Annotated in this window: 20 protein-coding genes and 1 tRNA gene; 19 read left to right on the forward strand and 2 right to left on the reverse strand. The window is 64.5% G+C overall.

All coding sequences use genetic code 11. The features are described from left to right. The first annotated feature begins 522 nt into the window (after positions 1-522). From moaCB to fdhE, 16 genes are all read left to right on the forward strand, one after another. Positions 523-1,521 (forward strand): bifunctional molybdenum cofactor biosynthesis protein MoaC/MoaB, encoded by a 999-nt coding sequence (gene moaCB, locus ISS97_RS16350; RefSeq protein ID WP_379983546.1) that lies wholly within the window; start codon positions 523-525, stop codon positions 1,519-1,521. Further along, positions 1,518-2,768, forward strand: a complete 1,251-nt coding sequence (locus ISS97_RS16355; RefSeq protein ID WP_379983545.1) for a molybdopterin molybdotransferase MoeA — start codon at positions 1,518-1,520, stop codon at positions 2,766-2,768. The genes moaCB and ISS97_RS16355 overlap by 4 nt, the downstream gene beginning before the upstream one ends. Further along, a complete protein-coding gene (locus tag ISS97_RS16360) occupies positions 2,765-3,025 on the forward strand; it encodes a MoaD/ThiS family protein (protein WP_379983544.1) in 261 nt (86 codons plus the stop codon). Before ISS97_RS16355 ends, ISS97_RS16360 begins: the two co-directional genes overlap by 4 nt. Position 3,026: 1 nt before the next feature. After that, complete coding sequence (locus ISS97_RS16365) at positions 3,027-3,554, forward strand: molybdenum cofactor biosynthesis protein MoaE (RefSeq protein WP_379983543.1); 528 nt, start codon at positions 3,027-3,029, stop codon at positions 3,552-3,554. Further along, a complete protein-coding gene (gene mobA / locus ISS97_RS16370; RefSeq protein WP_379983542.1) occupies positions 3,523-4,110 on the forward strand; it encodes a molybdenum cofactor guanylyltransferase in 588 nt (195 codons plus the stop codon). The genes ISS97_RS16365 and mobA overlap by 32 nt, the downstream gene beginning before the upstream one ends. Beyond that, complete coding sequence (locus ISS97_RS16375; protein WP_379983541.1) at positions 4,107-4,457, forward strand: hypothetical protein; 351 nt, start codon at positions 4,107-4,109, stop codon at positions 4,455-4,457. The genes mobA and ISS97_RS16375 overlap by 4 nt, the downstream gene beginning before the upstream one ends. Next, positions 4,454-5,365: an extracellular solute-binding protein gene (locus ISS97_RS16380; RefSeq protein ID WP_379983540.1), complete on the forward strand. Its 912-nt coding sequence runs from the start codon at positions 4,454-4,456 to the stop codon at positions 5,363-5,365. The genes ISS97_RS16375 and ISS97_RS16380 overlap by 4 nt, the downstream gene beginning before the upstream one ends. Then, positions 5,362-6,141: an ABC transporter permease subunit gene (locus ISS97_RS16385; protein WP_379983539.1), complete on the forward strand. Its 780-nt coding sequence runs from the start codon at positions 5,362-5,364 to the stop codon at positions 6,139-6,141. Before ISS97_RS16380 ends, ISS97_RS16385 begins: the two co-directional genes overlap by 4 nt. 13 nt (positions 6,142-6,154) lie before the next feature. Further along, entirely contained in the window at positions 6,155-7,162 is a 1,008-nt protein-coding gene (locus ISS97_RS16390) for an ABC transporter ATP-binding protein (protein WP_379983538.1), read from the forward strand. After that, entirely contained in the window at positions 7,159-7,974 is an 816-nt protein-coding gene (fdhD, locus tag ISS97_RS16395; protein WP_379983537.1) for a formate dehydrogenase accessory sulfurtransferase FdhD, read from the forward strand. Before ISS97_RS16390 ends, fdhD begins: the two co-directional genes overlap by 4 nt. Before the next feature lie 863 nt (positions 7,975-8,837). Next, entirely contained in the window at positions 8,838-9,827 is a 990-nt protein-coding gene (locus tag ISS97_RS16400; RefSeq protein WP_379983536.1) for a Dyp-type peroxidase, read from the forward strand. Between the two features lie 78 nt (positions 9,828-9,905). Beyond that, positions 9,906-10,943, forward strand: a complete 1,038-nt coding sequence (gene moaA, locus ISS97_RS16405; protein ID WP_379983535.1) for a GTP 3',8-cyclase MoaA — start codon at positions 9,906-9,908, stop codon at positions 10,941-10,943. Positions 10,944-11,171: 228 nt separating this feature from the next. Next, on the forward strand, positions 11,172-14,249 hold the full coding sequence (gene fdnG / locus ISS97_RS16410; protein ID WP_379983534.1) for a formate dehydrogenase-N subunit alpha: 3,078 nt from the start codon (positions 11,172-11,174) through the stop codon (positions 14,247-14,249). A gap of 10 nt (positions 14,250-14,259) precedes the next feature. Further along, a complete protein-coding gene (fdxH, locus tag ISS97_RS16415; protein WP_379983533.1) occupies positions 14,260-15,186 on the forward strand; it encodes a formate dehydrogenase subunit beta in 927 nt (308 codons plus the stop codon). After that, positions 15,183-15,845 carry a formate dehydrogenase subunit gamma gene (locus ISS97_RS16420; protein WP_379983532.1) on the forward strand — a complete coding sequence of 221 codons (663 nt, stop codon included), beginning with the start codon at positions 15,183-15,185 and terminating at the stop codon, positions 15,843-15,845. Before fdxH ends, ISS97_RS16420 begins: the two co-directional genes overlap by 4 nt. Further along, positions 15,842-16,792, forward strand: a complete 951-nt coding sequence (gene fdhE, locus ISS97_RS16425; RefSeq protein ID WP_379983531.1) for a formate dehydrogenase accessory protein FdhE — start codon at positions 15,842-15,844, stop codon at positions 16,790-16,792. The genes ISS97_RS16420 and fdhE overlap by 4 nt, the downstream gene beginning before the upstream one ends. 13 nt (positions 16,793-16,805) lie before the next feature. Here fdhE and ISS97_RS16430 read toward each other — a convergent pair whose 3' ends face one another. After that, entirely contained in the window at positions 16,806-17,855 is a 1,050-nt protein-coding gene (locus tag ISS97_RS16430; protein ID WP_379983530.1) for a permease, read from the reverse strand. A 444-nt stretch (positions 17,856-18,299) separates the two neighbouring features. On the opposite strand from ISS97_RS16430, the gene selA reads away from it, so the two are divergent. From selA to ISS97_RS16445, 3 genes are all read left to right on the forward strand, one after another. Then, on the forward strand, positions 18,300-19,733 hold the full coding sequence (gene selA / locus ISS97_RS16435) for an L-seryl-tRNA(Sec) selenium transferase (RefSeq protein ID WP_379983529.1): 1,434 nt from the start codon (positions 18,300-18,302) through the stop codon (positions 19,731-19,733). Beyond that, positions 19,730-21,724, forward strand: coding sequence for a selenocysteine-specific translation elongation factor (gene selB / locus ISS97_RS16440; RefSeq protein WP_379983744.1), 1,995 nt, complete (start codon positions 19,730-19,732; stop codon positions 21,722-21,724). Before selA ends, selB begins: the two co-directional genes overlap by 4 nt. After that, positions 21,677-21,772 (forward strand) — tRNA-Sec (locus tag ISS97_RS16445). The genes selB and ISS97_RS16445 overlap by 48 nt, the downstream gene beginning before the upstream one ends. Before the next feature lie 179 nt (positions 21,773-21,951). On the opposite strand, the gene selD is transcribed toward ISS97_RS16445, so the two are convergent. After that, positions 21,952-22,992, reverse strand: coding sequence for a selenide, water dikinase SelD (gene selD / locus ISS97_RS16450; protein WP_379983528.1), 1,041 nt, complete (start codon positions 22,990-22,992; stop codon positions 21,952-21,954). Positions 22,993-23,106 lie beyond the last annotated feature (114 nt).

The raw sequence follows: 23,106 nt of genomic DNA on the forward strand, positions 1-23,106 counted from the left end.
GCGCGGCGTGCTTTGTAGCCACGCATCTTCCAGTGTCAGACGTCGGGTTTGCTCCTGCTCCCTCCCCTGCTTGCGACGCGAAGCTAGTCCCGTGGGACAGGGGAGGGCTGGGGAGGGGTGAGTACTTGAGAAAGCGTTTCGGGAGAGGTTGTCTCAAGGGCTTACCCCCTCCCAACCTCCCCCTGTCCCACGGGACTAGCTTCGCGTCGCGAGCAGGGGGAGGAGAAGAGCACGCCTGGCTCCGACGACACCAATCAGCTCCAACGGAGAGAGCAAGAAGAGAAGCCCTCCCGATGTCTGGCACTGGAAGATGCACAGCTACAAAGCCCGCGGCAGGCGAGCCAGCGCACGCAGACGCGGCAACCGAAGCGCATCTCCTGCCCGCGCAGGGATGACGAGTAGGAAGAGTAATTGCGTGCGCCAACCCCGGCTGCGGAGAGATAGCCATATTTATCGCAGCGTAAGTGGATAGGATGGGAGCCTGATTCAACAACCCATCCCCCATCCATCGGAGGCCGATTCATGTCCGAGCGCGAACCTCGCGCCAACTTTCATATGGCCGACGTGCGACGCAAGCGCATCACGGCGCGCCGCGCGGTGGCGGTGGGCGAACTCCAGGCCGGCAGCGCCTATGACGCGATCGTGGAAGGGCGCCTGCCCAAAGGCGACGCCATCGCCATGGCCGAGATCGCCGGCCTGCAGGGCGCCAAGAACGCCTCGCAACTGATGCCGCTATGTCACCCGTTGCCGCTCGAATACATCGAACTGCGTTGTGAGCCAGTACCGGAACGCCAGGCCATCCGCGTCTACTGCGAGGTAGCCACCTTTGCCCGCACCGGCGTGGAGATGGAGGCCCTGGCGGGTGCCAGCGCCGCCTTGCTCACCCTCTACGACCTGACCAAGCCGGTCCAGCCGGCGCTGTCGCTCGGCGGCATCAGGCTGCTGTTCAAGGAGGGCGGCAAGAAAGGATTGTGGCTTCACCCGGAAGGCATGAGTGAAGCGGAGCGGCAGCGATACCGCCCGCGTGCGGAAGCGCGGCTTGAAGGCGTGGCGGCAGCCGTGATCACGCTCAGCGATCGCGCCAGCCGCGGCGATTATCAGGACACTTCCGGGCCGCTGTTGGTAGATCGCCTGCGTGCTCTGGGCGCCGACACAGGACCCGCCGAAGTGCGCGCGGATGACGCAGAGCCGCTGGCCGCGCGCCTGCGCGAACTCGCCGCCGCCGGCGTTGCGCTGGTGCTGTGCACCGGTGGGACCGGCCTCGGTCCGCGCGACCACACCCCCGAAGCGCTGGCGCTGGCTTCCGATCGTCACGTGGCCGGCATCGGCGAACTGTTCCGCAGCGAGAGCAGCCAGCACACCCCGCTGGCCTGGCTGAGTCGCGCGGATGCCGTGCTGGTGGAGAAGACCCTGGTGATCGCGCTTCCTGGCAGTGCCAAGGCCGTGGCCGAGGGCATGGACATTCTTGCGCCGATCCTTGCGCACGCCTTGAGCATGGCGGCAGGCGGAGGTCACGCATGAGTCACGATCTGCTGGATCCGGCGGGCGCGCAGCGAATCATTCTGGATGCTTGCAGCCAGGGGCAGCGTGAGCGTTGCCACAGCTCGGCCGCACTGGGTCGCATATTGGCGCTGTCCGTGGTGAGTACGAGTGCGTTGCCGCCGTTCGACAACTCGGCGATGGACGGTTATGCGCTCGGTGGCGGTACCGAGCCCTTGCCCGCCGGTAGCGAGTGGCCGATCGAAGGCGAGCAGGCGGCGGGGGACGCTGCGCGCAGCGCGCACGGCGCATGGGAAATCATGACCGGCGCACGCGTGCCCGGTGGGTTGGATCGGGTCATTCCAGTCGAGCAGGCCGAGCGACTGGAAGCCCCTTTGCGCGTGCGCCTGCTGGCCGATCTGACTGCGGGACAGAACGTGCGCTTCGCCGGTTCCGATGTGGCCGTGGGCGAAACCGTGCTGGCCGCCGGCAACCTGTTGGCGCCGCACCATCTCATGTTGTTGGCGGCGTTGGGTGTGGCTAGCGTCGACGTGGCCAGCCGGCCGCGCGTGGCCGTGCTGTGCACCGGCCGCGAACTGGTGGATGACCCTGCCATGCCCTTGGCGTCAGGGCAGATCCGCAATTCCAACGGCCCCTTCCTGGCGGCGCGGATACCGCGTGCCGGTGCGGAGCTGGTACATGCCGAAACGGTGAGCGACGACGTCGATGCCTTCCTTGCCGCGGTCGAGCGCGCCCGCGTCGCTGGTGCGCGGATCGTGGTTTCCACCGGTGCGGTGTCCATGGGCCGCTATGACTTCGTGCCGGCGGCGCTGGAGCGGCTGGGCGCGGAAGTACTGTTCCACAAGATAGCGATCCGCCCCGGCAAGCCTTTGCTGTTTGCACGACTGCCGGACGGTACGCTGTTCTTTGGCTTGCCTGGCAACCCCATCGCGGTGGCGGTGGGGTTGCGCTTCTTTGTCGAGCCGGCGCTGCGCACCATGTTGGGCCTGCCGCGCGAGCGGCCGTGGCAGGTGCCGTTGGCCGCGTCTTTCACGAAAAAGCCACGCCTGCACTTCTATTTGAAATCGCGCGTGGAGGTGAACGCTCAAGGACAGTTGGCCGCCACCGCGCTGACGGGGCAGGAGTCGTATCGCATCCGGCCGTTGGCCGAGGCGAATGCCTGGGTCGGGATACCGATCGATGCCACGACCTTGCCGGCGGGAACCCTGGTGGACACCTACGGCCTGGGTCATCTGGAAAGTCCGCAATGGGACTGGAAAGCATCATGAACATCCGGATCGCACTGTACGGTGCGCTGCGCGAAGCGGATCCACGCGGCTACGTCGAACTGGACGTGCCCGCTGGCAGCACCATCGCATCACTCCGCGAACTGCTTACGGCACACCTGCGCGAGCATGCGCCAGCCGTCAATCCGGGGCTGGTGCGAATCTCGGCATTCGCGACTGACGAAGAGATCCTGCACAACCATCGCGCCGTGCCCGAGGGCGTGGCGCTGGCCGTGCTGCCACCGGTAAGTGGAGGCTGACATGGATGATTTTCATGTCGCCGTGGTTGAGCGCAAAGTGGCTGCACTGGATGTGGCGGCGGCGCTGGAGTTCGTGTCCGATCCGCGCTTCGGCGGCATCGCCGTCTTTGTCGGCAAGGTGCGCGACCACAACCTGGGCCGGGTCGTCACCGGGATCAGCTATGACCTGTTCGAGCCGCTGGCCCTGCGTATATTCCGCGCGATCGGCGAACGCGCGCGCGCCGAAGTGGGCACGTCGCTGAAGCTCTATATCGCGCATGCTAAAGGCGACCTGGGCCTGGGCGATCTTGCGGTGGTGGTAGCTGCAGGCACGCCACACCGTGATGAAGCTTTCCGCGCCTGCCGGTTGGCGATCGAAGCGGTCAAGCACGAAGCGCCGATCTGGAAGCAGGAGCATTACATCGACGGTGACAGCGCGTGGAGCGAAGGCTGCTCGTTGTGCGACGAGCAACATGAGGCGCAGCGTGCCCAGGCCAGTCACGATGGAAGCGCCGGTCATGACCATTCTCATGAAAAGCACGACCACTGAGCCTCTGCCATGCATCGGCGTGGTGCTGGCCGGTGGGCTGTCATCGCGCATGGGGCGCGATAAAGCGCTGCTGCCATGGAAAGGGCGTCCACTGATCGAGCATCAGCTCACCGTGCTGAGCGACGCTGGCGTCGATGACGTTCGCGTCAGTGGTGATCGTCCCGGCTACCACGGCATTGCCGATGCGCAACCGCAGGCGGGTCCGCTGGGCGGCCTGGCCAGCATTGCTGAAACCTTGCCTGGCGACGTCGACCTGCTGGTGATTCCGGTAGACATGCCGTTGCTGCAGCCCGGACTCTTGCAGCGCCTGCGCACGGAGCGGCCCCGCGCGCGCAGCCTGTGTTTCGTCGGTCACGTGCTGCCGTTGCGCTTGCGCCTGGATGCCGACAGCCGCAACCGACTGCTTGCCCTCCTGCGGCACGGCGAGCCGCGCGAACGTTCGCTGCGCGCCTTGCAGGCGGCCATCTGCAACGAGGAACTCGCGTTGAGTGCCGCCGAAGCAGCACAACTCACCGACTGCAATACCGAAATGACGTGGAGCGAGGTCTCCGGATGAAGATACAGCTGCAAGAGCAGACGCTGCGCCTGCGCATCGATGAGGCGGAACTCGCGCAACTTCTCGCCGGCACCTCGGTGAGCAATCAGACACACTGGCCCGACGGGCGGGTGGAGCACCACCAATTGACGCTGGGCGGCCGCGCCGGCTGGCAGCGCGACGGCGACGGCTGGCGCGTAACCTTGAGCGACACCGAGGTGCGTGCGTTCGCCGCGCGCCTGCCCAGTCGCGACGGCTTGTCGCTGACACTGCCCGTGCCAGGCGCAGAGCCGTTGCAGTTGTTGTTCGACGTCGACGTGCGCGATAGCGTGCGCCATCGCCGCACTCATCGCGAGGACAGGACATGAATCGCAAACCGATGCTGACACGTTGGCTCGCACCGCTGCTGATGCTCGTCGGCATGACCGCACTGGCCGCCGATGCGCCGGTGCTGCGCGTCGCCTATGCCGGCTCGATGGGCGTGGTGATGGATCAGTCGCTCGGCCCGGACTTCGCCACGTCGCATCACGCCAGCTATGAGGGCATCGGGCAGGGCTCCTTCGCGCTCGCGCGACTGCTCGCGGCGAAGCAGATGCAGGCGGATGTTTTTGTCGCCATTACGCCCAGCCCGATGAAGGTGGTGCAGCAGGCGGGCCTGGTGGAACACGCCGTACCGGTAGCCAGCACGCGGATGGTGGTGATCTACAGCCCCGGTAGTCGCTTCGCTGCCGACTTCGCCGCTGCCGCGCGCGGCGAAAAGAACTGGTACGACGTATTGCGCAAACCCGGCCTGCGCCTGGGGCGCACCGACCCCGCGGTGGATCCGCAGGGCGCCAACGCCTTGCTCACCTTGCAGCTGGCCGCACGTTATTACCACCAGCCAGAGTTGCTACAGCAAGTGGCCGGCGAACTGCAGAATCCCAGCCAGATTTTCGCGGAGCCCTCGCTGATGTCCCGGCTGGAAGCGGGGCAGATCGATGCGGCCATCGGCTACGCCAGCGCAGCGCATTCGCATCATTTGCCGACCATCGATCTCCCCAATGAGATCAACCTCGCGCAACCCGCCATGCAGGCTGCGTGGTATGCGAAGGCGAACCTGAAACTGCCCGACGGCAAGGTGCTGACGGCGCAGCCGCTGGTGTTCTACGCCGCCGTGCTGAGCAACGCGAAACAACCCGAGCTGGGAAAGGACTTCATAAGCCTGCTGCAAAGCGCCGAAGGGCAGGTGATGTTGCGTGAGCGCGGTTACGACCCGCCACATGGCGATGCTCTGTGACGACAGGCGTCACCGCAACGCAGCGTCCGCGACTGCCAGCGCTGGCCGCAGCGCTGGCATTGCTGCTGCTTGCTACACCCTTCGCGGGTTTGCTGCTGGTCACCGATTGGCGGCATTTCGCTTTCGCTCGTGGCGATGGCGGCGCGGTCGCCATATCGCTGGGTTACAGCCTGGTAGCGCTGATACCGATCGTGGCGCTGGGTACGCCGCTGGCTTGGTGGCTGGCGCGGCACCGCTCGCGCAGGCAATGGCTGGTCGATGCGTTGCTGTTGTTGGCTCTGCTCACGCCGCCGCTGGCGATGGGCCTGCTGCTGGCCGCCATGTATGGTCCCTATGGTCCCGCCGGTCGGCTGCTGGAGCGGGCAGGGCTGTTGCTCACTAACTCGGCGCCGGCCTTCGTGCTGGCGCAGTTCTATGCGGCGCTGCCTTATTACGTGATGGCGGCGCGCACTGCGTTTGAGGGCGTGCCGCGCGAACTCGAGCAGATTGCGCTGACGCTGGGTTATTCGCCATGGCGCAGTTTTGTCCACGTGAGCCTGCCGCTGGCACGGCTGGGTCTTGCGGCGGCCGTGGCGCTAGCCTGGGTGCGTGCGCTGGGTGAGTTCGGCGCCGTATTGATCGTGGCTTATTACCCACAGGGCATTCCGGTGAAGCTGTGGGTGAATCTGCAGAACATCGGTCTGGACGCCGTGTATCCCTTGCTGTGGGTGTTCTTCCTGGTGGCGCTGCCGTTGCCGCTGGCGCTTGGCATCGCGGTACGCAGGCGCCTGCCATGATGGGCAAATCGTGATGCGCATCGATTATCAGATTGAGCGCCCGGTGACGCTGCATGCCTGCTTCGACGTGGAAGGCTTCACTGTGCTGCTCGGAGCTAGCGGCGAAGGCAAATCGCTGCTGCTCTCCGCCATCGCCGGGCTGGTGCCTGCGCGTGGCGAACCGTTCGGCGGCCTGCCGCCGCAAAGTCGCGCGGTGGGCTACCTGCCGCAGGGACATGCACTGTTCCCGCACCTGCGCGCGTGGGAGAACGTTGCCTTCGCCTTGCGCGGTTCGCGCCGTCGCGAGCTGGCCATGCAATGGCTGGAGCGCGTGGGCATGTCCGCGCTGGCCGAGCGCTGGCCCAACGCGTTGTCCGGTGGCCAGCAGCAACGCGTTGCGCTGGCCCGCGCGCTGGCGCGACGTCCGCATTTGTTGCTGCTCGACGAGCCTACGTCGGCACTGGATCCGATCACCCGCGATGACGTGCTTGCCGAGCTGATCGCGGAGGTCCACGAGGCGACCATTCCCGCCCTGGCGGTCAGCCACGATCCCGCCCTGGCTGCGGTGGCCGACCGATTAGTGCTGATGCATGACCGGCGCATCGTGCAGGTCGGCACCGCAGCGGAAGTTCACGCGCAGCCGGCCAGTGGCGCGGTAGCGCGGCTGCTGGGGCTGCGCAATGTGCAGCGCGGCCAGATCGTTGGCACTCCCGGCGAGCAACGGCTGCTATGGCCACAGGCGAGTGCGACCCTGCCGGTGAGCACGGCGCTACCTCATGGCGCAGCGGTCGACTGGCATATCGCACCGGCGGCGGTGACCGTGCATGAAGCGACCAGCGCACCTGCCGGCTCCCTATCTGCAACGCTCGAACTGCGGCAGACCAGCGCGCAAGGCAGTTACCTCGGCATGCGTTGCGGGCAGGCGCGGTTGTGGGTCGAGCTGCCGCCGGGAGACGCACTGCCGGCGGCACCGATGCTGTCGCTGCCGCCACATGCGATCCGTTGCTGGCCCGTCGCCGCGCAGGAGAACCCGACGCCATGACACAGCATTCCCCCGGCCTGGCGCGGCGCGCCGTTATCGTCCACCAGGGTGGCACCGAACAGCATGGCGAGGACTGGCTGGCCGAAGAGACGCCCGTCGAGCTGCGCTACAACGGCGAAGCCTTTGCCGTGATGATGGCCACGCCGGCAGACCTGGAAGACTTTGCCCATGGGTTCTCGCTGAGCGAGGGCCGCGTCGCGCGCGCCAGCGACATCCATAGCGTGACGGTGCTCGAACAACTGGAAGGCTATGTGGTGGAGATCCAGGCCTCCGGCGTACTGGCCGTGGACGACGAGTCGGCGCGCCTGATGCCGGGGCGCAGCGGATGCGGACTCTGCGGCAACCGTCATCTGGAAGACGTGCTGGAACCGCTGCCGCCACGCGTGCCGGATGGCCCCGTGCTTGCCCATGGCGCCCTGGAACGCGCGCTTGGCGCATTGGCGCAGCGCCAGCCTCTCAATAGCCAGACCGGCGCGGTGCATGCCGCGGCCTGGGCTTCGTCCGAAGGCGAGATTCTGTGCGTGCGCGAGGATGTGGGGCGCCACAACGCGGTGGACAAATTGCTGGGCGCGTTGAGCCGCGAGGGCGCCGACATGCGCAGTGGCTTTGTATTGGTCACCAGTCGCGCCAGTTATGAAGTAGTGACCAAGGCCGCCCGGCTTGGCGTCGGCCTGCTGGCGGCGATATCGGCCCCCACTGCGCTGGCTGTGGAGCTGGCCCGTGCCAGCAATCTGACTCTGGCTGGTTTTGTGAGACCTGGACGGTATGTGGTGTACACCCATCCGCAGCGGTTGTACGGCGGGGCCTCCTAAGGGGCTGTTTCATATCTCTGATTTTGTATTGATATGCCCGCCAACCCTGCCTTTTGTACCTCCTCCCTCCGGGAGAGGGTCGGGTAAAGGTTCGGCCCTTGAACCATTCCCTCCTACTTCGTCATTCCGGCGAAGGCCGGAGGCGCTTCACAACAGCGAAGCTGGTCATCCAGTGGCGTTGTCGCTCGGTTGTCGCGTCTGCGTGCCCTGGCTCGCCTGCCGCGGGCTTCCGAACCGCTGCCGCGGTCCGGGTCACTTTCTCTTTGCTGGCCCAAAGAGAAAGTAACCAAAGAGAAATGGCCTGAGAGCAGGCAGTGTGCTTCGTAGCTACGCATCTTCCAGTGCCAGACATCTGGATGGCTTCGCTTCCTGCTCCGTTCTCCTCCGGAACTGATTGGGGTTGAGTCAGAGCCACGCGCGCTTTTCTCCTCCCCCTGCTTGCAGGGGGAGGCCGGGAGGGGGGTAGGCCCTTGAGAAGACCTCTCCCGATACGCTTTCTCAAGTACTCACCCCTCCCCAACCCTCCCCTGCGAGCAGGGGAGGGGGCACGAGCAAAGGCAAAAACATCCCAACGTCTGACATTGGAAGGAGTGCGGCTACAAAGCACACCGCGCTCTTCCCGACCATTTCTCTTTGGTTACTTTCTCTCTAGGCCCCCTCGGGGGGTTGGGTCAGCAAAGAGAAAGTGACTCGGGCGCCGGCAGGCGTCCGACATGCCCGCTGCATAAGCGGCCAGGTCGCGATGGCACAACGATTGTCGCGAACAAAAAGGACACCCCCTCAGCAGACTTGATTGTTGCCTAACACGACTAGCTTTATCGTGCGTCGATAACATTTCAAACCCCCATCATCAGGAGTGGATAGTGCCTTCCATCATCGCGCAGCCGGTTACCGCCAAACTCACAAGTGCGGCCATTTTTCTTGTGGTGACCTTGAAGCCCGATCCACAACATGACGACACCGTGCGCGCGCTTTGCGGCGATCTGGCGTCGCTTTTGCGTGCGATCGGCTTCCGCGACCCCGATGGTCGCCTGTCGTGTGTCATGGGCTTCGGCTCGGAGGCCTGGGATCGGTTGTTCGGCCAGCCACGGCCGGCTGAGCTGCATCCGTTCCGTGAGATCAAGGGCCAGCACCACGCCGTCTCCACACCGGGAGACCTACTCTTTCATATCCGCGCGATGCGGATGGATATGTGCTTCGAGCTCGCCACCCAGATCATGTCCCGCATCGGCGATGCCGTTATGACCGAGGACGAAGTGCACGGCTTCAAGTATTTCGACGCACGCGACCTGCTGGGTTTTGTCGATGGCACCGAGAACCCGGTGGATCAGGACGCGGTGGACGCCGTGACCATCGGCGACGAGGATGCCGCGTTTGCCGGCGGCAGCTACGTGATCGTCCAGAAATACCTGCACGATCTGAAGGCGTGGGAGGCGGTACCCGTCGAGCAGCAGGAGCTGATCGTCGGCCGCAAGAAACTCTCCGATATCGAACTGGATGACGCGGCCAAGCCGGCGTACGCGCACAACGTACTGACCAACATTGAAGAAAATGGCGAGCAGCTCGAAATCCTGCGCGACAACATGCCATTCGGCGACGTCGGCAAAGGGGAGTTCGGTACCTACTTCATCGGTTACGCCAAATCGCCGGACCGGATCGAGAAAATGCTCGTGAATATGTTCGTGGGCAAGCCGGCGGGCAATTACGACCGCCTTCTCGATTTCAGCAAGGCGGTCACCGGCACGCTGTTCTTCGTGCCGTCCGCCAGCTTTCTCGCCGACGTCTCGGCGGAACCTGCCAGCCCTTCATCACCTGTCGACGCACCGAGCGCTGGCACGCGCGATGGGCGGTAGTGCTCCCCCAGAAGCTGCTCATCGGTCATTATCCCTTCACCGCGCGCTCCCACTGTCCCGATGCTTGAGCTCAACGAAATGATTCATGGAGATGCTTTGGTGTCGCAACCTCGTGATCAGCATAGGCGTCCGTTACGCGACTTGCGCATCTCGGTCATGGACAGGTGCAACTTCCGTTGCCCTTACTGCATGCCGGAAGCGACCTATGGCGAGCATTTCACTTTCCTCACCAGCGAGCAGCGGCTCGATTTCGACGAGATCGAGCGGCTTTGCCGCCTTGCGGCGCAGCTAGGCGTAAGCAAGCTGCGCCTGACCGGCGGCGAACCGCTGCTGCGTCCCAACCTGGCCGAACTGGTTGGGCGACTGCACCGGATTCCGGGCATCACGGACCTAGCCATCACCACCAATGGCGCGCTGCTGGCCCGGCAGGCCAGGGAGCTGCGCGAGGCCGGACTGGATCGCGTCACGATCAGCCTGGATACGCTGGACCCTGTGCTGTTCCAGCGGATGGCCGGCGGGCGCGGCAAGCTCGACGACGTACTGGCCGGGATCGAAGCGGCGCGCGCCGAAGGTTTCCCCAAAGGGCTAAAGATCAACACCGTCGTGCAACGCGGCGTCAACGAGTCGTCAGTCATCGAGCTCGTCGAACATTTCCGCGGCACGGGCATCGTCGTGCGCTTTATCGAATACATGGATGTCGGCAACCGTAACCACTGGGACACCTCCCAGGTGGTGCCGTCGCGCGAGCTGTTGCAGAACATCCATGGCCGCTGGCCGCTCGAGGCGCTTCCTTCCAAATACCCGGGCGAAGTCGCGACGCGTTATCGCTTCGTCGACGGGGAAGGGGAGATCGGCGTGATCTCGTCCATCAGCCAGCCATTCTGCGGCGGCTGTACCCGAGCGCGACTTTCGTCGGATGGCGTCCTTTACACCTGCCTGTTCGCCACGCAAGGGAAGGATCTGCGCGCGCTGTTGCGCAGCGGCAGTACGGATGAAGCCCTGCTTGAAGTGCTGCAAAAGGTATGGCGAGAGCGCACCGACCGTTACAGCGAGGAACGCGGAAAGAAGCGCAGCCAGGAGAATCACAAGATCGAGATGTATTACATCGGAGGTTGAGCGCGCCGGCCCGGACGGTAGGCGGTGGTGCGCTGAACGTACTTCGTCCAAAAACCATCGTGCTGCGTTCTGGAATCGCAGGAATATGGCCGGACCCACGCGGAAATTTATGCTACTTTCCGGCCAAGCTACGGGGTGATTCCCGTCGGCTTCAGGAGATTTTCGAGCCATGTCCACCGCCCATCCCGCGGGCGGTATGTCCAGCCAGATTTCCCGGGAGCGCAAGCGATGGCAATGACCCGCCGCGAGTTCATCAAGTTCACAGGCCTGGGCTTGGCAGCATCGAGTCTCGGCATGCTCGGCTTCGGGGCTTCAGGGGAGGCGCAAGCCGCCGCCGTGCGGCCCTTCAAGCTCACCCACGCGACCGAAACGCGCAACACCTGCACCTACTGTTCGGTCGCCTGCGGCATTCTGATCTACAGCATGGGCGACCGCGCCAAGAATGCGCGCTCCAACATCATCCATATCGAGGGCGACCCGGACCATCCGGTGAACCGTGGCACCCTGTGCCCGAAGGGCTCGGCCCTGCTCGATATCGTGCATGCGCCGACCCGCCTGAAAGCGCCGCGCTATCGTCCGCCGGGCGGCACCGAGTTCAAGGAGGTCTCCTGGGACTTCGCGCTGGACCGGATCGCCACGCTGATGAAGGAGGATCGCGACAAGCACTTCATCGCGAAGAACGCGGCCGGCACCACCGTCAACCGCTGGACCAGTACCGGCATGCTGGCGGCCTCCGCGTCATCCAACGAAACCGCCTATCTCACGTGGAAGGTGGCCCGCTCCCTCGGCATGGTGGTGTTCGACAACCAGGCGCGCGTCTGACACGGACCGACGGTGGCCAGTCTGGCCCCATCATTCGGTCGCGGTGCAATGACCAACACCTGGCAGGACATCAAGAACGCCAATGTCGTCGTCGTCATGGGTGGCAATGCCGCCGAGGCGCATCCGTGCGGCTTCAAATGGGTGATAGAGGCGAAGATCGAGAACGGCGCCAAGCTCGTCGTGGTCGATCCGCGCTTTACCCGCACCGCATCGGTCGCCGACTACTACGCTCCGATCCGCCCTGGCACGGACATCGCGTTCCTTAATGGCGTGATCCGCTATCTGTTGGAGAAGGACGCCATCCAGCATCAGTACGTGCGTGCGTATACCAACGCCGGCCTGATCGTGAAGGACGGTTTCGCTTTCGCGGACGGCCTGTTCAGCGGTTACAACGAGGAAACGCATAGCTACGACAAGTCGAGCTGGGATTACGAGCTGGACAAGGACGGTTTCGCCAAGTCCGACGACACCTGGCAAGACCCACGCTGCGTGATCAACCTGCTCAAGCAGCACGTTTCCCGTTACACGCCGGAGATGGTTTCGCGCATCTGCGGCACGCCGCAGGACAAGTTCCTGCATATCTGCGGACTGATCGCCGGCACCTCCGCGCCGGACAAGGCCATGACCAGCCTGTTCGCGCTGGGCTGGACCCAGCACTCGGTGGGCTCGCAGAACATCCGCACCATGGCGATGGTCCAGCTGCTGCTGGGCAATATCGGCGTGGCCGGTGGCGGCATGAATGCCCTGCGCGGGCACTCCAACATCCAGGGTCTGACCGACATCGGCTTGCTTTCCAACCTGATGCCTGGCTACCTGAATCTGCCCAACCAGAAAGAAACCAGCTTCGACGAGTACATGAAGACGAAGCTGTACAAGCCGCTGCGTCCAGGCCAGACCAGTTACTGGCAGAACTACCGCAAGTTCGTGGTCAGCCTGCAGAAGGCGATCTACGGCGATGCCGCCACGCAGGAAAACAGCTGGGCCTACGACTGGCTGCCCAAGCTCGACGTGCCGCTGTACGACATCATCAAGGCGTTCGAGATGATGAACAACGGCGAGATGACTGGCTATATCTGCCAGGGCTTCAATCCGCTGCAAGCGTTCCCGGACCGCGGCAAGATCCGCCGCGGCCTGAGCAAACTGAAGTTCCTGGTTACCATGGATCCGCTGGATACCGAGACCTCGCGTTTCTGGCAGGACTTCGGCCCGCAGAACCCGGCCAAGTCGGCCGAGATCCAGACCGAAGTGTTCCAACTGCCGACCACCTGCTTCGCCGAGGAAAACGGTTCGCTGGTCAATTCCGCACGCTGGCTGCAATGGCACTGGAAGGCGGCCGACGGTCCGGGCGAAGCCCAGTCCGACATCTGGATCATGAGTGGCATCTTTCATCGCCTGCGCGAGATGTATCGCAAGGAAGGCGGCGCCTTCCCCGATCCGATCCTCAACCTGACCTGGAAGTACACCGACCCGATCAGCCCGGATCCGGAGGAGCTGGCCAAGGAAATGAATGGCCGTGCGCTGGCCGATCTCACCGATCCGGCTACCGGCGCGGTGACCATCAAGGCCGGCACCTTGCTGGACGGCTTCGCCCAACTACATGACGACGGCACCACCGCGTCGGGCTGTTGGATTTTCGCGGGCTCCTTTACCGAAAAGGGCAACCAGATGGCCCGCCGCGATGCCACCGATCCGCGCGAGCAGGGCATCGCTCCCAACTGGGCCTGGGCCTGGCCGGCCAACCGGCGCATCTTGTACAACCGCGCCAGCGCGGATCCGGACGGCAAGCCGTGGAACCCGGCCAAGCCGGTCATCGAATGGAACGGCACCCGCTGGGTGGGCATCGACGTGCCCGACTACGGTCCCACTGTGAAACCGTCCGATGGCGTCGGTCCGTTCATCATGAATGCCGAAGGCATGGGCCGCCTGTTCGCGCGCGACATGATGGCGGACGGCCCGTTCCCCGAGCACTACGAGCCGCTGGAGTCGCCGGTAGACAACGTGTTGCATCCCAAGGTGAGCGCCAATCCGGTGGCTCGCGTGTTCGCCGACGACCGGTCCGCGTTTGGCAGTCCAAAGAACTTCCCGTACGTGGCGACCACCTACCGCCTCACCGAGCACTTCCACTACTGGACCAAGCACGCACTGATCAACGCCATCCTCCAGCCGGAGGAGTTCATCGAGATCGGTGAAGTCCTGGCCAAGGAGAAAGGCATCGAGCAGGGCAGTTGGGTGAAGGTGTCCTCCAAGCGCGGCGAGGTGGTGTGCAAGGCCTATGTAACCAAGCGCATCAAGCCGCTCGAGGTCGACGGCAAACCGACCCACGTGATCGGCGTACCCATCCACTGGGGCTTCACCGGCCAGGCCAGGAAGGGCTACGGCGCCAACACGCTGACGCCGTCCGTCGGCGACGCCAACACGCAGACGCCGGAGTTCAAGGCGTTCCTGGTCAATATCGAGAAGACCACCGCACCGATCGCCGCCTGAGGACACAGTCATGTCAGATCTGCAATCGCAAGACTATGTCCGCCGCTCCGCGTCGACCATGACGCCGCCCATGGCGCGCAGCCATGAGGATCAGGTCGCCAAGCTGATCGACGTCAGCCGCTGCATCGGCTGCAAGGCCTGCCAGTCGGCGTGCATGGAGTGGAACAACCTGCGGCAGGAAGTCGGCCACTTCGAGGGCTCTTACGAGAACCCCATGGATCTGAGTCCCAATGTGTGGACGCTGATGAAGTTTGCCGAGTACGAGAACGAGGAGGGCAACCTCGAGTGGCTGATCCGCAAGGATGGCTGCATGCATTGCGAGGATCCGGGTTGCCTCAAGGCCTGTCCGGCGCCTGGCGCGATCGTGCAGTACGCCAACGGCATCGTCGACTTCATCAGCGACAAATGCATCGGCTGCGGCTACTGCGAGAAGGGCTGCCCGTTCAACATTCCGCGCATCAGCAAGAAGGATCACAAGTCGTATAAGTGCACGCTGTGCTCCGACCGCGTGGCGGTCGGGATGGAGCCGGCCTGCGTGAAGGCATGCCCCACGGGCGCGATCATGTTCGGCTCCAAGACCGACATGAAGCATCAGGCGGCGGAACGCATCGTCGACCTGAAATCACGCGGCTTCGAAAACGCCGGCCTGTACGACCCCCAGGAAGTCGGCGGCACTCACGTGATGTATGTGCTGCACCACGCGGACAAGCCCTCGCTGTATTCCGGGCTGCCCGACAAACCGCGGATCAGTCCCGTGGTCGGCGCGTGGAAAGGCATCATCAAGCCGCTCGCCCTGGTGGGCATTGCGCTTGCCGCCATGGGCGGCTTCTTCCACTGGATCACGGCCGGTCCGAACGAGGTGACTGAAGAAGACGAGGAAGAGGGCGAGCGCGTCCTGCGCGAGCGTGCCTCGCCCGAGCCGGAGAAGACGCCATGAGCCGCCCGAAGGAAGTGATCGTCCGCTACACGACGGTGAACCGGGTCAACCACTGGATCACGGCCATCTGCTTCGTGTTGCTCGTGCTGTCGGGCCTGTCGATGTTCCACCCGATGCTGTTCTTCCTGTCCGGCCTGTTCGGCGGTGGGCAGTGGACGCGGGCGGTGCATCCGTGGATCGGCATCGTGCTGCTGATCAGTTACCTCGGCCTGATCGTGCAGTTCTGGCGCGAAAACCTCGTGCACAAGGACGACATCGCCTGGATGAAGTCGATCAAGTCCGTGGTGACCAACGATGAGGAACATGTGCCGCCGGTCGGCCGCAACAACGCCGGCCAGAAGTTCGTGTTCTGGTCGATGACGCTGTTGATTCCGGTGCTGTTCTTCAGCGGCCTCGTGATCTGGGAGGTGTATTTCGGCGAGGCTACGTCGATCCCGGTGCAGCGCGCGGCGGTGCTCATCCATAGTCTGGCGGCGATCGCGGCGATCCTCGTCTGGATCGTCCACGTGTACGCGGCGATCTGGATTCGCAACTCGGTGCGGGCGATGACCCAGGGTTACGTCACGCCGGGATGGGCCTGGCGCCATCACCGCAAATGGCTGGAGGAGCTGGCCTCCGATCAGCATGATGGCAAGACCGTTTTCAGGAAGCGTCCGTGAAGCAGGCAGGAGCACCACCCACCGGCAAATGGACCGGCCCGTCCCACGCCGGCGTCAAGGCGCCCGATCCGATCCTGCTCGCCGATCCGACCCAACGCTTCGCCGCTACCGCGCAACGACTGGAGCACCTCGCCGAAGGACATCCGATGGAGGCGTGGCTGCGCTTCATGGCGAAGTTGGCCTGGGCTCAACACGCCGTAGTCACCACGCGCGCCCCTTCAGTCGCGCTCAGTTCCGCCATCGTGGCCCAGGCCACCGAGGCGCGTTTGCCGCCGTTGGCGGCGGATGGTCATCGTCGCGATGCATCCTGGCGCGAAGGGCTCGCCTTGCTGCTTGATCATATCGACAGCAACGGACTGCCGCCTGCGGCGTTGGATGCCATAGCGCAGTTGCGGCGCAGCGATGCCGCCACGCTGGAGAAGCTGGCCGACCATTTCCTGCGTGGCGGGTTGGCCGCCCCCGATGCGGCTGCCGCTGTTTTTGTCGCCGCCGCCTTGCAGGTTTATTTCACCTGCTCAGCGGCGCGCCTCAACGTCGAGGATCTGCGGCTGCTCGAAGAGCGTGGGCTTTGTCCCTGTTGTGGCTCACCGTCGGTAGCTGGCCTGATCACGGCGAGCGGTGTCACGCCCGGCACGCGCTATCTGTACTGCTCGCTATGTTCCACCGCGTGGAATCACGTGCGTGCCGTGTGCATCACTTGCGGTGGCACGCGTCAGTTGTCGCTGCAAGGCATCGAAGGCGATCCCGGTGTGGTCAAAGCCGAGACCTGCGGCGAATGCCACACCTACGCCAAGCGGCTCTATCAGGCGCACGACATGCAGGCCGATCCGTACGCGGACGATCTCGCCTCGCTGGGCCTGGACCTGCTCGTCGCCGAGGCAGGCTTCGCGCGGCATGCGCCGAACCCGCTGCTGTTGGTGAGTGAGAGCGAAGCGGTCGCGGAGTAGTCGGCGAGCGTTTTCAGCGCATCCCCAGCAACGACGCGAGTGCTCCGCCGAGTATCCCGAAGCCGACCACCGCTACCGCAACGGCCACCAGCGTCCGCACGGGGAAGGAACGTGCCAGCATCGCCAGCGACGGCAGACTCACCGCTGGCAAGGTCATCAACAAGGCAGCGGCCGGGCCGCCACCTAACCCCAGGGCCAGCATGGCCTGCACGATCGGCACCTCGCCGGCCGTCGGAATCACAAACAACATCCCGGCCAATGCCAGCGCGGCGATCCAGAACCACTGATCGCCGATGGCCGGTCCGATGTGCGGGAACATCCACGCGCGCACCGCACCCAGCAGCAAGACGATCACCACATACTCGGGAATCAGCCGCAGCGTCATCCGCGCGAAGATCTGCATCCAGCGCTTGCCAACCTCGATCAGCGTACGCGGCTCTGGCTCTACAGGTAACGATGCGGCCACCGAAGGGCTGGGCTCCGTCAGCCGGTTGGCGAGATAACCGAGCCCGAACACCATCGGCACACCCAGCAGCAAACGCAGCAAGGTCCAGTGCCAGCCGAGCACGAAGCCCATAAACACCAGGGTCGCTGGATTCAACATCGTGTTGCCGAGCCAGAACGCCATCGCCGCGCCGGGCGTCGCCTGGTGTTTGCGCAGGCCCACGACAACCGGCGCCGCGCAGCAGGTGCACATCATGCCCGGCACCGCCAGCAGGCCGCCGGCCAGCACGCTACCGAAGCCGCGACCGCCCAGCACACGCTGCACCCAGTTCACCGGCAGCAAGGCCTGGATGCCCGATCCCAACAACAAACCCAACATCATGGCCTGCCAGATCGCCTTGCCGTAGGCCAGCGCATAGCCAAGCGCCGCGCTCCACGATGGCTCCGGCGCGCTCGCCGCGTCGCCCATCAGGATGGAGTGGCCGATGGAATGTTGGGCCGCTGCGACGAAAGCTCGCTCGTAGTACGGATGCCACTTCACATAGAACAAGCCGGCGACCGCCAGCAGCAGGAACACGGTCAGGCGCACAGTACGCGCTGTTTGCAATGCGGCGGGCATCGATCCCCCTGCGGACAGTTTGGGAATGGATGGCCCTACAGGGCACGACATTGCCCGCCGGATGCCGCAGGCCGGGTGCGCTGCGGAGGGGCAAGACTTTTATGAATGCAACGGTGGTGAGCATGCTACGGCGATCAGTCAAAGTCACCATGGCATGCGAGAGGTCTTGCTCCTCCCCCTGCTCGCAGGGGGAGGTTGGGAGGGGGTAAGCCCTTGAGAAAACCTCTCCCGAAACGCTTTCTCAAGTACTCACCCCTCCCCAACCCTCCCCTGCGAGCAGGGGAGGGAGCAGGCGCTCATATCATCGAGATTCAATGCTGGTCAGGTGCGGTTCTCAGGTCTCTGCACGCACGCCGCCAACTCACCTTGACCCCCACTCACTCCCCACCGCAGCATACGAACTACACTGAATCTCTGTCGCCGTGCGCCAGGCGATGTCACAGGATGAGCTGCATGACCGAGTCCGAGGTCACCTCGCTGCGTCACCTTCCTGCGGTTGCCGCCGTGCTGGCGACAGCCGAAGCGGCTGTGCTGCTGGAACGTCACGGTCGCGTCGCCACCACCGACGCCATTCGGCAAGCCATCGACGAAGCGCGCGAGGCATTGCGTACTGCACCCGCCGCGGCGCCCAGCGCCACCGAAGTCGCGCAACTTGCGCGGGGCCTGCTCGAGGCGCGCGCGCCGGGTCTGCGCCCGTTGTTCAATCTCACCGGCACCGTGCTGCATACCAATCTCGGCCGCGCCGTGCTTGCCGAGGCGGCGATCGATGCGGCCGTAGACGCGATGCGCCACGCGGTAGCGCTGGAATACGACCTGGCCGAAGGCGCGCGCGGCGAACGCGACGATCACCTGCGCAGCCTGCTCTGCGAATTGACCGGCGCGGAAGATGCCACCGTCGTCAACAACAATGCCGCCGCCGTGCTGCTTTGCCTCAACACTTTTGCGCTTGGGCGCGAGGCGGTAGTGTCGCGCGGCGAGCTGATCGAAATCGGCGGCGCCTTCCGCATGCCAGACATCATGACGCGGGCCGGCGCGCGCATGGTCGAAGTAGGCACCACCAACCGCACTCATCCCGCCGATTACCGTAACGCGCTCGGTGAACACACCGGCCTGGTGCTCAAGGTGCATACCTCCAACTACCGCATCCAGGGTTTCACCGCGGAAGTCGGTGCGCGCGAACTGGCCGCGATCGCCGATGCCGCCGGCGTACCGCTGTTGAATGACCTGGGCTCCGGCAGCCTCGTCGATCTGTCGCGCTACGGGCTCGCCAAGGAACCCACCGTGCGTCAGGCGGTGGAAGAGGGGGCGCGACTGGTCACCTTCTCCGGCGACAAGCTGCTGGGCGGTCCGCAGGCGGGCTTCATGGTTGGTGATCGCGTGCTGATCGAGCAGATCAACCGCAACCCGCTGAAGCGCGCATTGCGCGTGGACAAGCTGCGCCTCGCCGCGATCGAGGCCACGCTGAATCTGTACCGCGATCCCGATCGTCTCGCCGAACGGTTACCCACGCTCCGCTTCCTCGCCCGCGACAAGGCCGATATCGAAGCCCAGGCGCATCGCCTGCAGCCCGCCGTTGCCGCGCGGGTCGGCGATGCCTTCGTGGTTGAGGTCGGCAACTGTCTCAGTCAGGTGGGTTCCGGCGCACTGCCGCTGGACACCCTCGCCAGCGTCGCACTGCTGATCCGTTCGCGCGGTAGCCAGAGCGAGCTGGAGTGTCTGGCTACGGCACTGCGCACACTGCAGCGGCCGATCATCGGCCGCGTCGCCGATGGTGCGTTGTGCCTGGATATGCGCTGCCTGGCCGAAGCGGATGAACCGCTGTTCCTGGCCGCCCTGGCCGAGCTCGACATCGGCGGCACGGCCACGCACATCCCATGATCGTCGGCACGGCAGGCCATATCGACCACGGCAAGACGGCGCTGGTCAAAGCGCTGACCGGCGTCGATGGCGACCGCCTGAAAGAAGAAAAAGCCCGTGGCATCACCATCGATCTGGGCTTCGCCTATCTACCACTGGGCGACGATCTGACTCTTGGCTTCATCGACGTGCCCGGTCATGAGCGTTTCGTGCACACCATGGTGGCCGGTGCGAGCGGTATCGATATCGCACTGCTGGTCGTGGCCGCTGATGATGGCGTGATGCCGCAGACGCTGGAGCATCTGGCGATCCTTGATCTGCTGCATATCGGACGCGGCCTGATCGCGCTGACCAAGGCCGATCTGGCGACACCCGAACGGTTGGCAGAGGTGAGCACGCAGATTCGCGAGGCGACTGCGGGCACCATGCTCGAAGGCGCCGACATCCTGCCAGTCTCTTCGATCACCGGCCTGGGCATCGATGCGCTGCGCGAACGACTCACCGCCGAGGTGCGCGCTCTGGACGAACGCGCAGCCGATGGCCGTTTCCGGCTTGCCATCGATCGCGTATTCACGCTGTCCGGCATCGGCGTGGTAGTAACGGGCACCGTGTTGTCCGGTGTGGTGCAGGTCAAGGATCAGGTCCTGCTCACCCCGTCGGGATTGCCGGCGCGTGTGCGCTCGCTGCATGCGCAGAACCGTCCAGTCGAGCGTGGGCGGGCAGGGGATCGTTGCGCACTCAATCTCGCTGGCGACGGCATCGCCAAGGATGCGATCCATCGCGGCGACATGGTCGTCGATCCCTTCTTGCACGCGCCGACGGATCGTATCGATGCGCGCCTGCATCTCTTGACGGGTGAACCCAAGCCGGTCGGCCAATGGTTTCCGGCGCGCCTGCATCACGGCGCGGCTGAAGTCGGCGCTCGCATCGTTTTGCTCGAAGGGGAGCAACTGCTGCCGGGGCACACGGCCGACGTTCAACTGGTGCTGAGCCGGCCGATTGTCGCCGCGGCGCTTGATCGCTTCGTGCTGCGCGATGTTTCCGCCCAGCGCACCATCGGTGGTGGACAGTTCCTCGACCTGCGCGCGCCGTCGCGTCAGCGCCGCACCGCCGAGCGTGCGGCACAGCGTGCGGCGCTGGCTATCGCCGATCCGCGGGAGGCCTTCGCCGCCTTGCTCGAGGCGCCGCCGTTCGCATGGGATCTGCTGTCTTTCGCGCGGGATCGTGCGCTGTCCGCAGGCAGGCTCGATGACATCGTGGCTGCACTGTCACCCGTGGTCTTCGACCTTGGCGAGCAACGCATTGCGATCAACAGGGCGCGTTGGCAAGGCTTCGTCACCAGCCTGATCGAGTATCTCCACACCTTTCACGCGACCAACCCGGACCTGCAAGGCGTGGGGCGAGAGAAACTGCGACTGGCGTTGCTACCCAAGCTGCCCGTCGCTGCCTTCGCACTGGCCCTCCAGCAAGCCGACTTTGCTGGACATGTGGTTCGCGACGGCGCCTTCGTACGCCTGGCTAGCCACTCCTTGCAATTGAGTCCGGAGCGTGAGGTCTTGTGGCAGACCATCGCCCCGCTGCTGGGTGGCGAGGTCCGCTTCCGCCCGCCGCGTGTGCGCGACATCGCCGGAGAGCTTGGACGTCCGGAGCAGGGCATCAGGGATCTGCTGAAGTTCGCGGCACGGCTGGGCCTGGCCGACGAAGTGGCGCACGACCATTTCTTTCTACGCGCTACGATGCACGAGATGGCGCTGATCGCCGCCGACCTTGCCGCCCATGCGGCAGGTGGCCGGTTTACGGCGGCGCAATTTCGCGACCGACTCGACAATGGTCGAAAAGTCGCGATCCAGATCCTAGAGTTTTTCGACCGGCAAGGCGTTACGCTTAATCACGGCACCTTGCGCAAAATCCAGGCGCGGTATCTCGACCTGTTCGGACCCGCGCCCGGTGTGATCGCGTTACATGGAAGAGAATCGTCTCCGGTGGGGCGTCCGGACTTCAAATCCGGGTGAGGCAGCCAGACTGTCTCGGATGGGTTCGACTCCCATTCTCTTCCGCCACTTTGTGGCGCACGCGGTAGGAGCGCACCCTGTGCGCGAAAGCCCTGCGCAACAGGGCCGCTCTTTTTCCAATGCAGCAAACGGCCCTGCTGCGCAGGGCTTTCGCGCACAGGATGCGCTCCTACAGAAGATAGCTACGCAACGATAGCGTGGGTCGCACAGGTATATGGAACGGGTGCTTAGATCACCTCGATGCCCGATGCGCCCGCCGTCGCCGCACCGATGATGCTCGCGCGGGGATAGCCCGCCGCTTCGATCATCGCCCGGATGGCCTCGGCCCGTTCCGGCTTGCACGCCACCAGCAGGCCACCTGAGGTTTGCGGGTCGGTCAGCAACGCGCGGCGCCAGTCCGGCAGATCCGCGGGCAGGGCGACACCATCGCTATAGCTGTTCCAGTTCCGCTTGGAGGCGCCCGTGATGTAGCCGGCTTCGGCCAATGGCTCGGCCTGCGTAAAGAAAGGAATGCGCGTCTGTTCAATGCGGATTCGCACGCCGCTTCCACGCGCCATTTCCAGGCCATGCCCCAATAAGCCAAAGCCGGTGACATCGGTGATCGCATGCACATCGGCATCCTTGGCCAGCTCGTGGCCAATGCGGTTGAGCAGCGTGGTCGAAGCAAGCATTTCCTCATACGCATCCGCCGACAGAACCTGCTTCTTGAAGGCTGCCGAATAAATGCCGACGCCGATGCCTTTGGTGAGGATCAGCGCATCGCCGGCCTGCGCGCCGGAGTTGCGGCGCACATCGGCGGGTGCGCAGAGCCCGACCGCCGCAAGACCATAAATCGGCTCGGCCGAATCGATCGAGTGGCCGCCCGCAATGGGAATGCCGGCCCGCGCGCAAATCGCCTCACCACCGGCAAGGATCGCGCGCACGGTTTCCACGTCCATCTTGTCCAGCGGCATGCCCAGAATCGCCAACGCCATGATCGGCTTGCCGCCCATCGCGTAGACATCAGACAGCGCATTGGCCGCAGCGATACGGCCGAAGTCATAGGGGTCATCCACCACAGGCATGAAGAAATCGGTAGTGGCGATCACGCAGGTACGCTCATCCACCTGCCATACAGCCGCATCGTCGCTGGACTCGGTGCCTACCAACAGTCCTGCGAAAGGCATCGCCGCCGGTTTGTTGGCGAGCAATTGCTGAAGCACAGAAGGCGCGAGCTTGCAGCCACAGCCGCCGCCGTGGGCGAGGTCGGTCAAACGAACAGAAGTCATGCACGCCCCTGCGAAAGTCCCGATAGGTACCGGGGAGCATAGCGAAATGCAGCGGGGCTTATAGCGGGTAGCCAGCACAGCGTGCCTCCAGTCGCATTTATATCGACAGGGTAT

It is taken from the genome of Dyella koreensis (genome assembly GCF_044904565.1).
Classification (GTDB): domain Bacteria; phylum Pseudomonadota; class Gammaproteobacteria; order Xanthomonadales; family Rhodanobacteraceae; genus Dyella_D; species Dyella_D koreensis.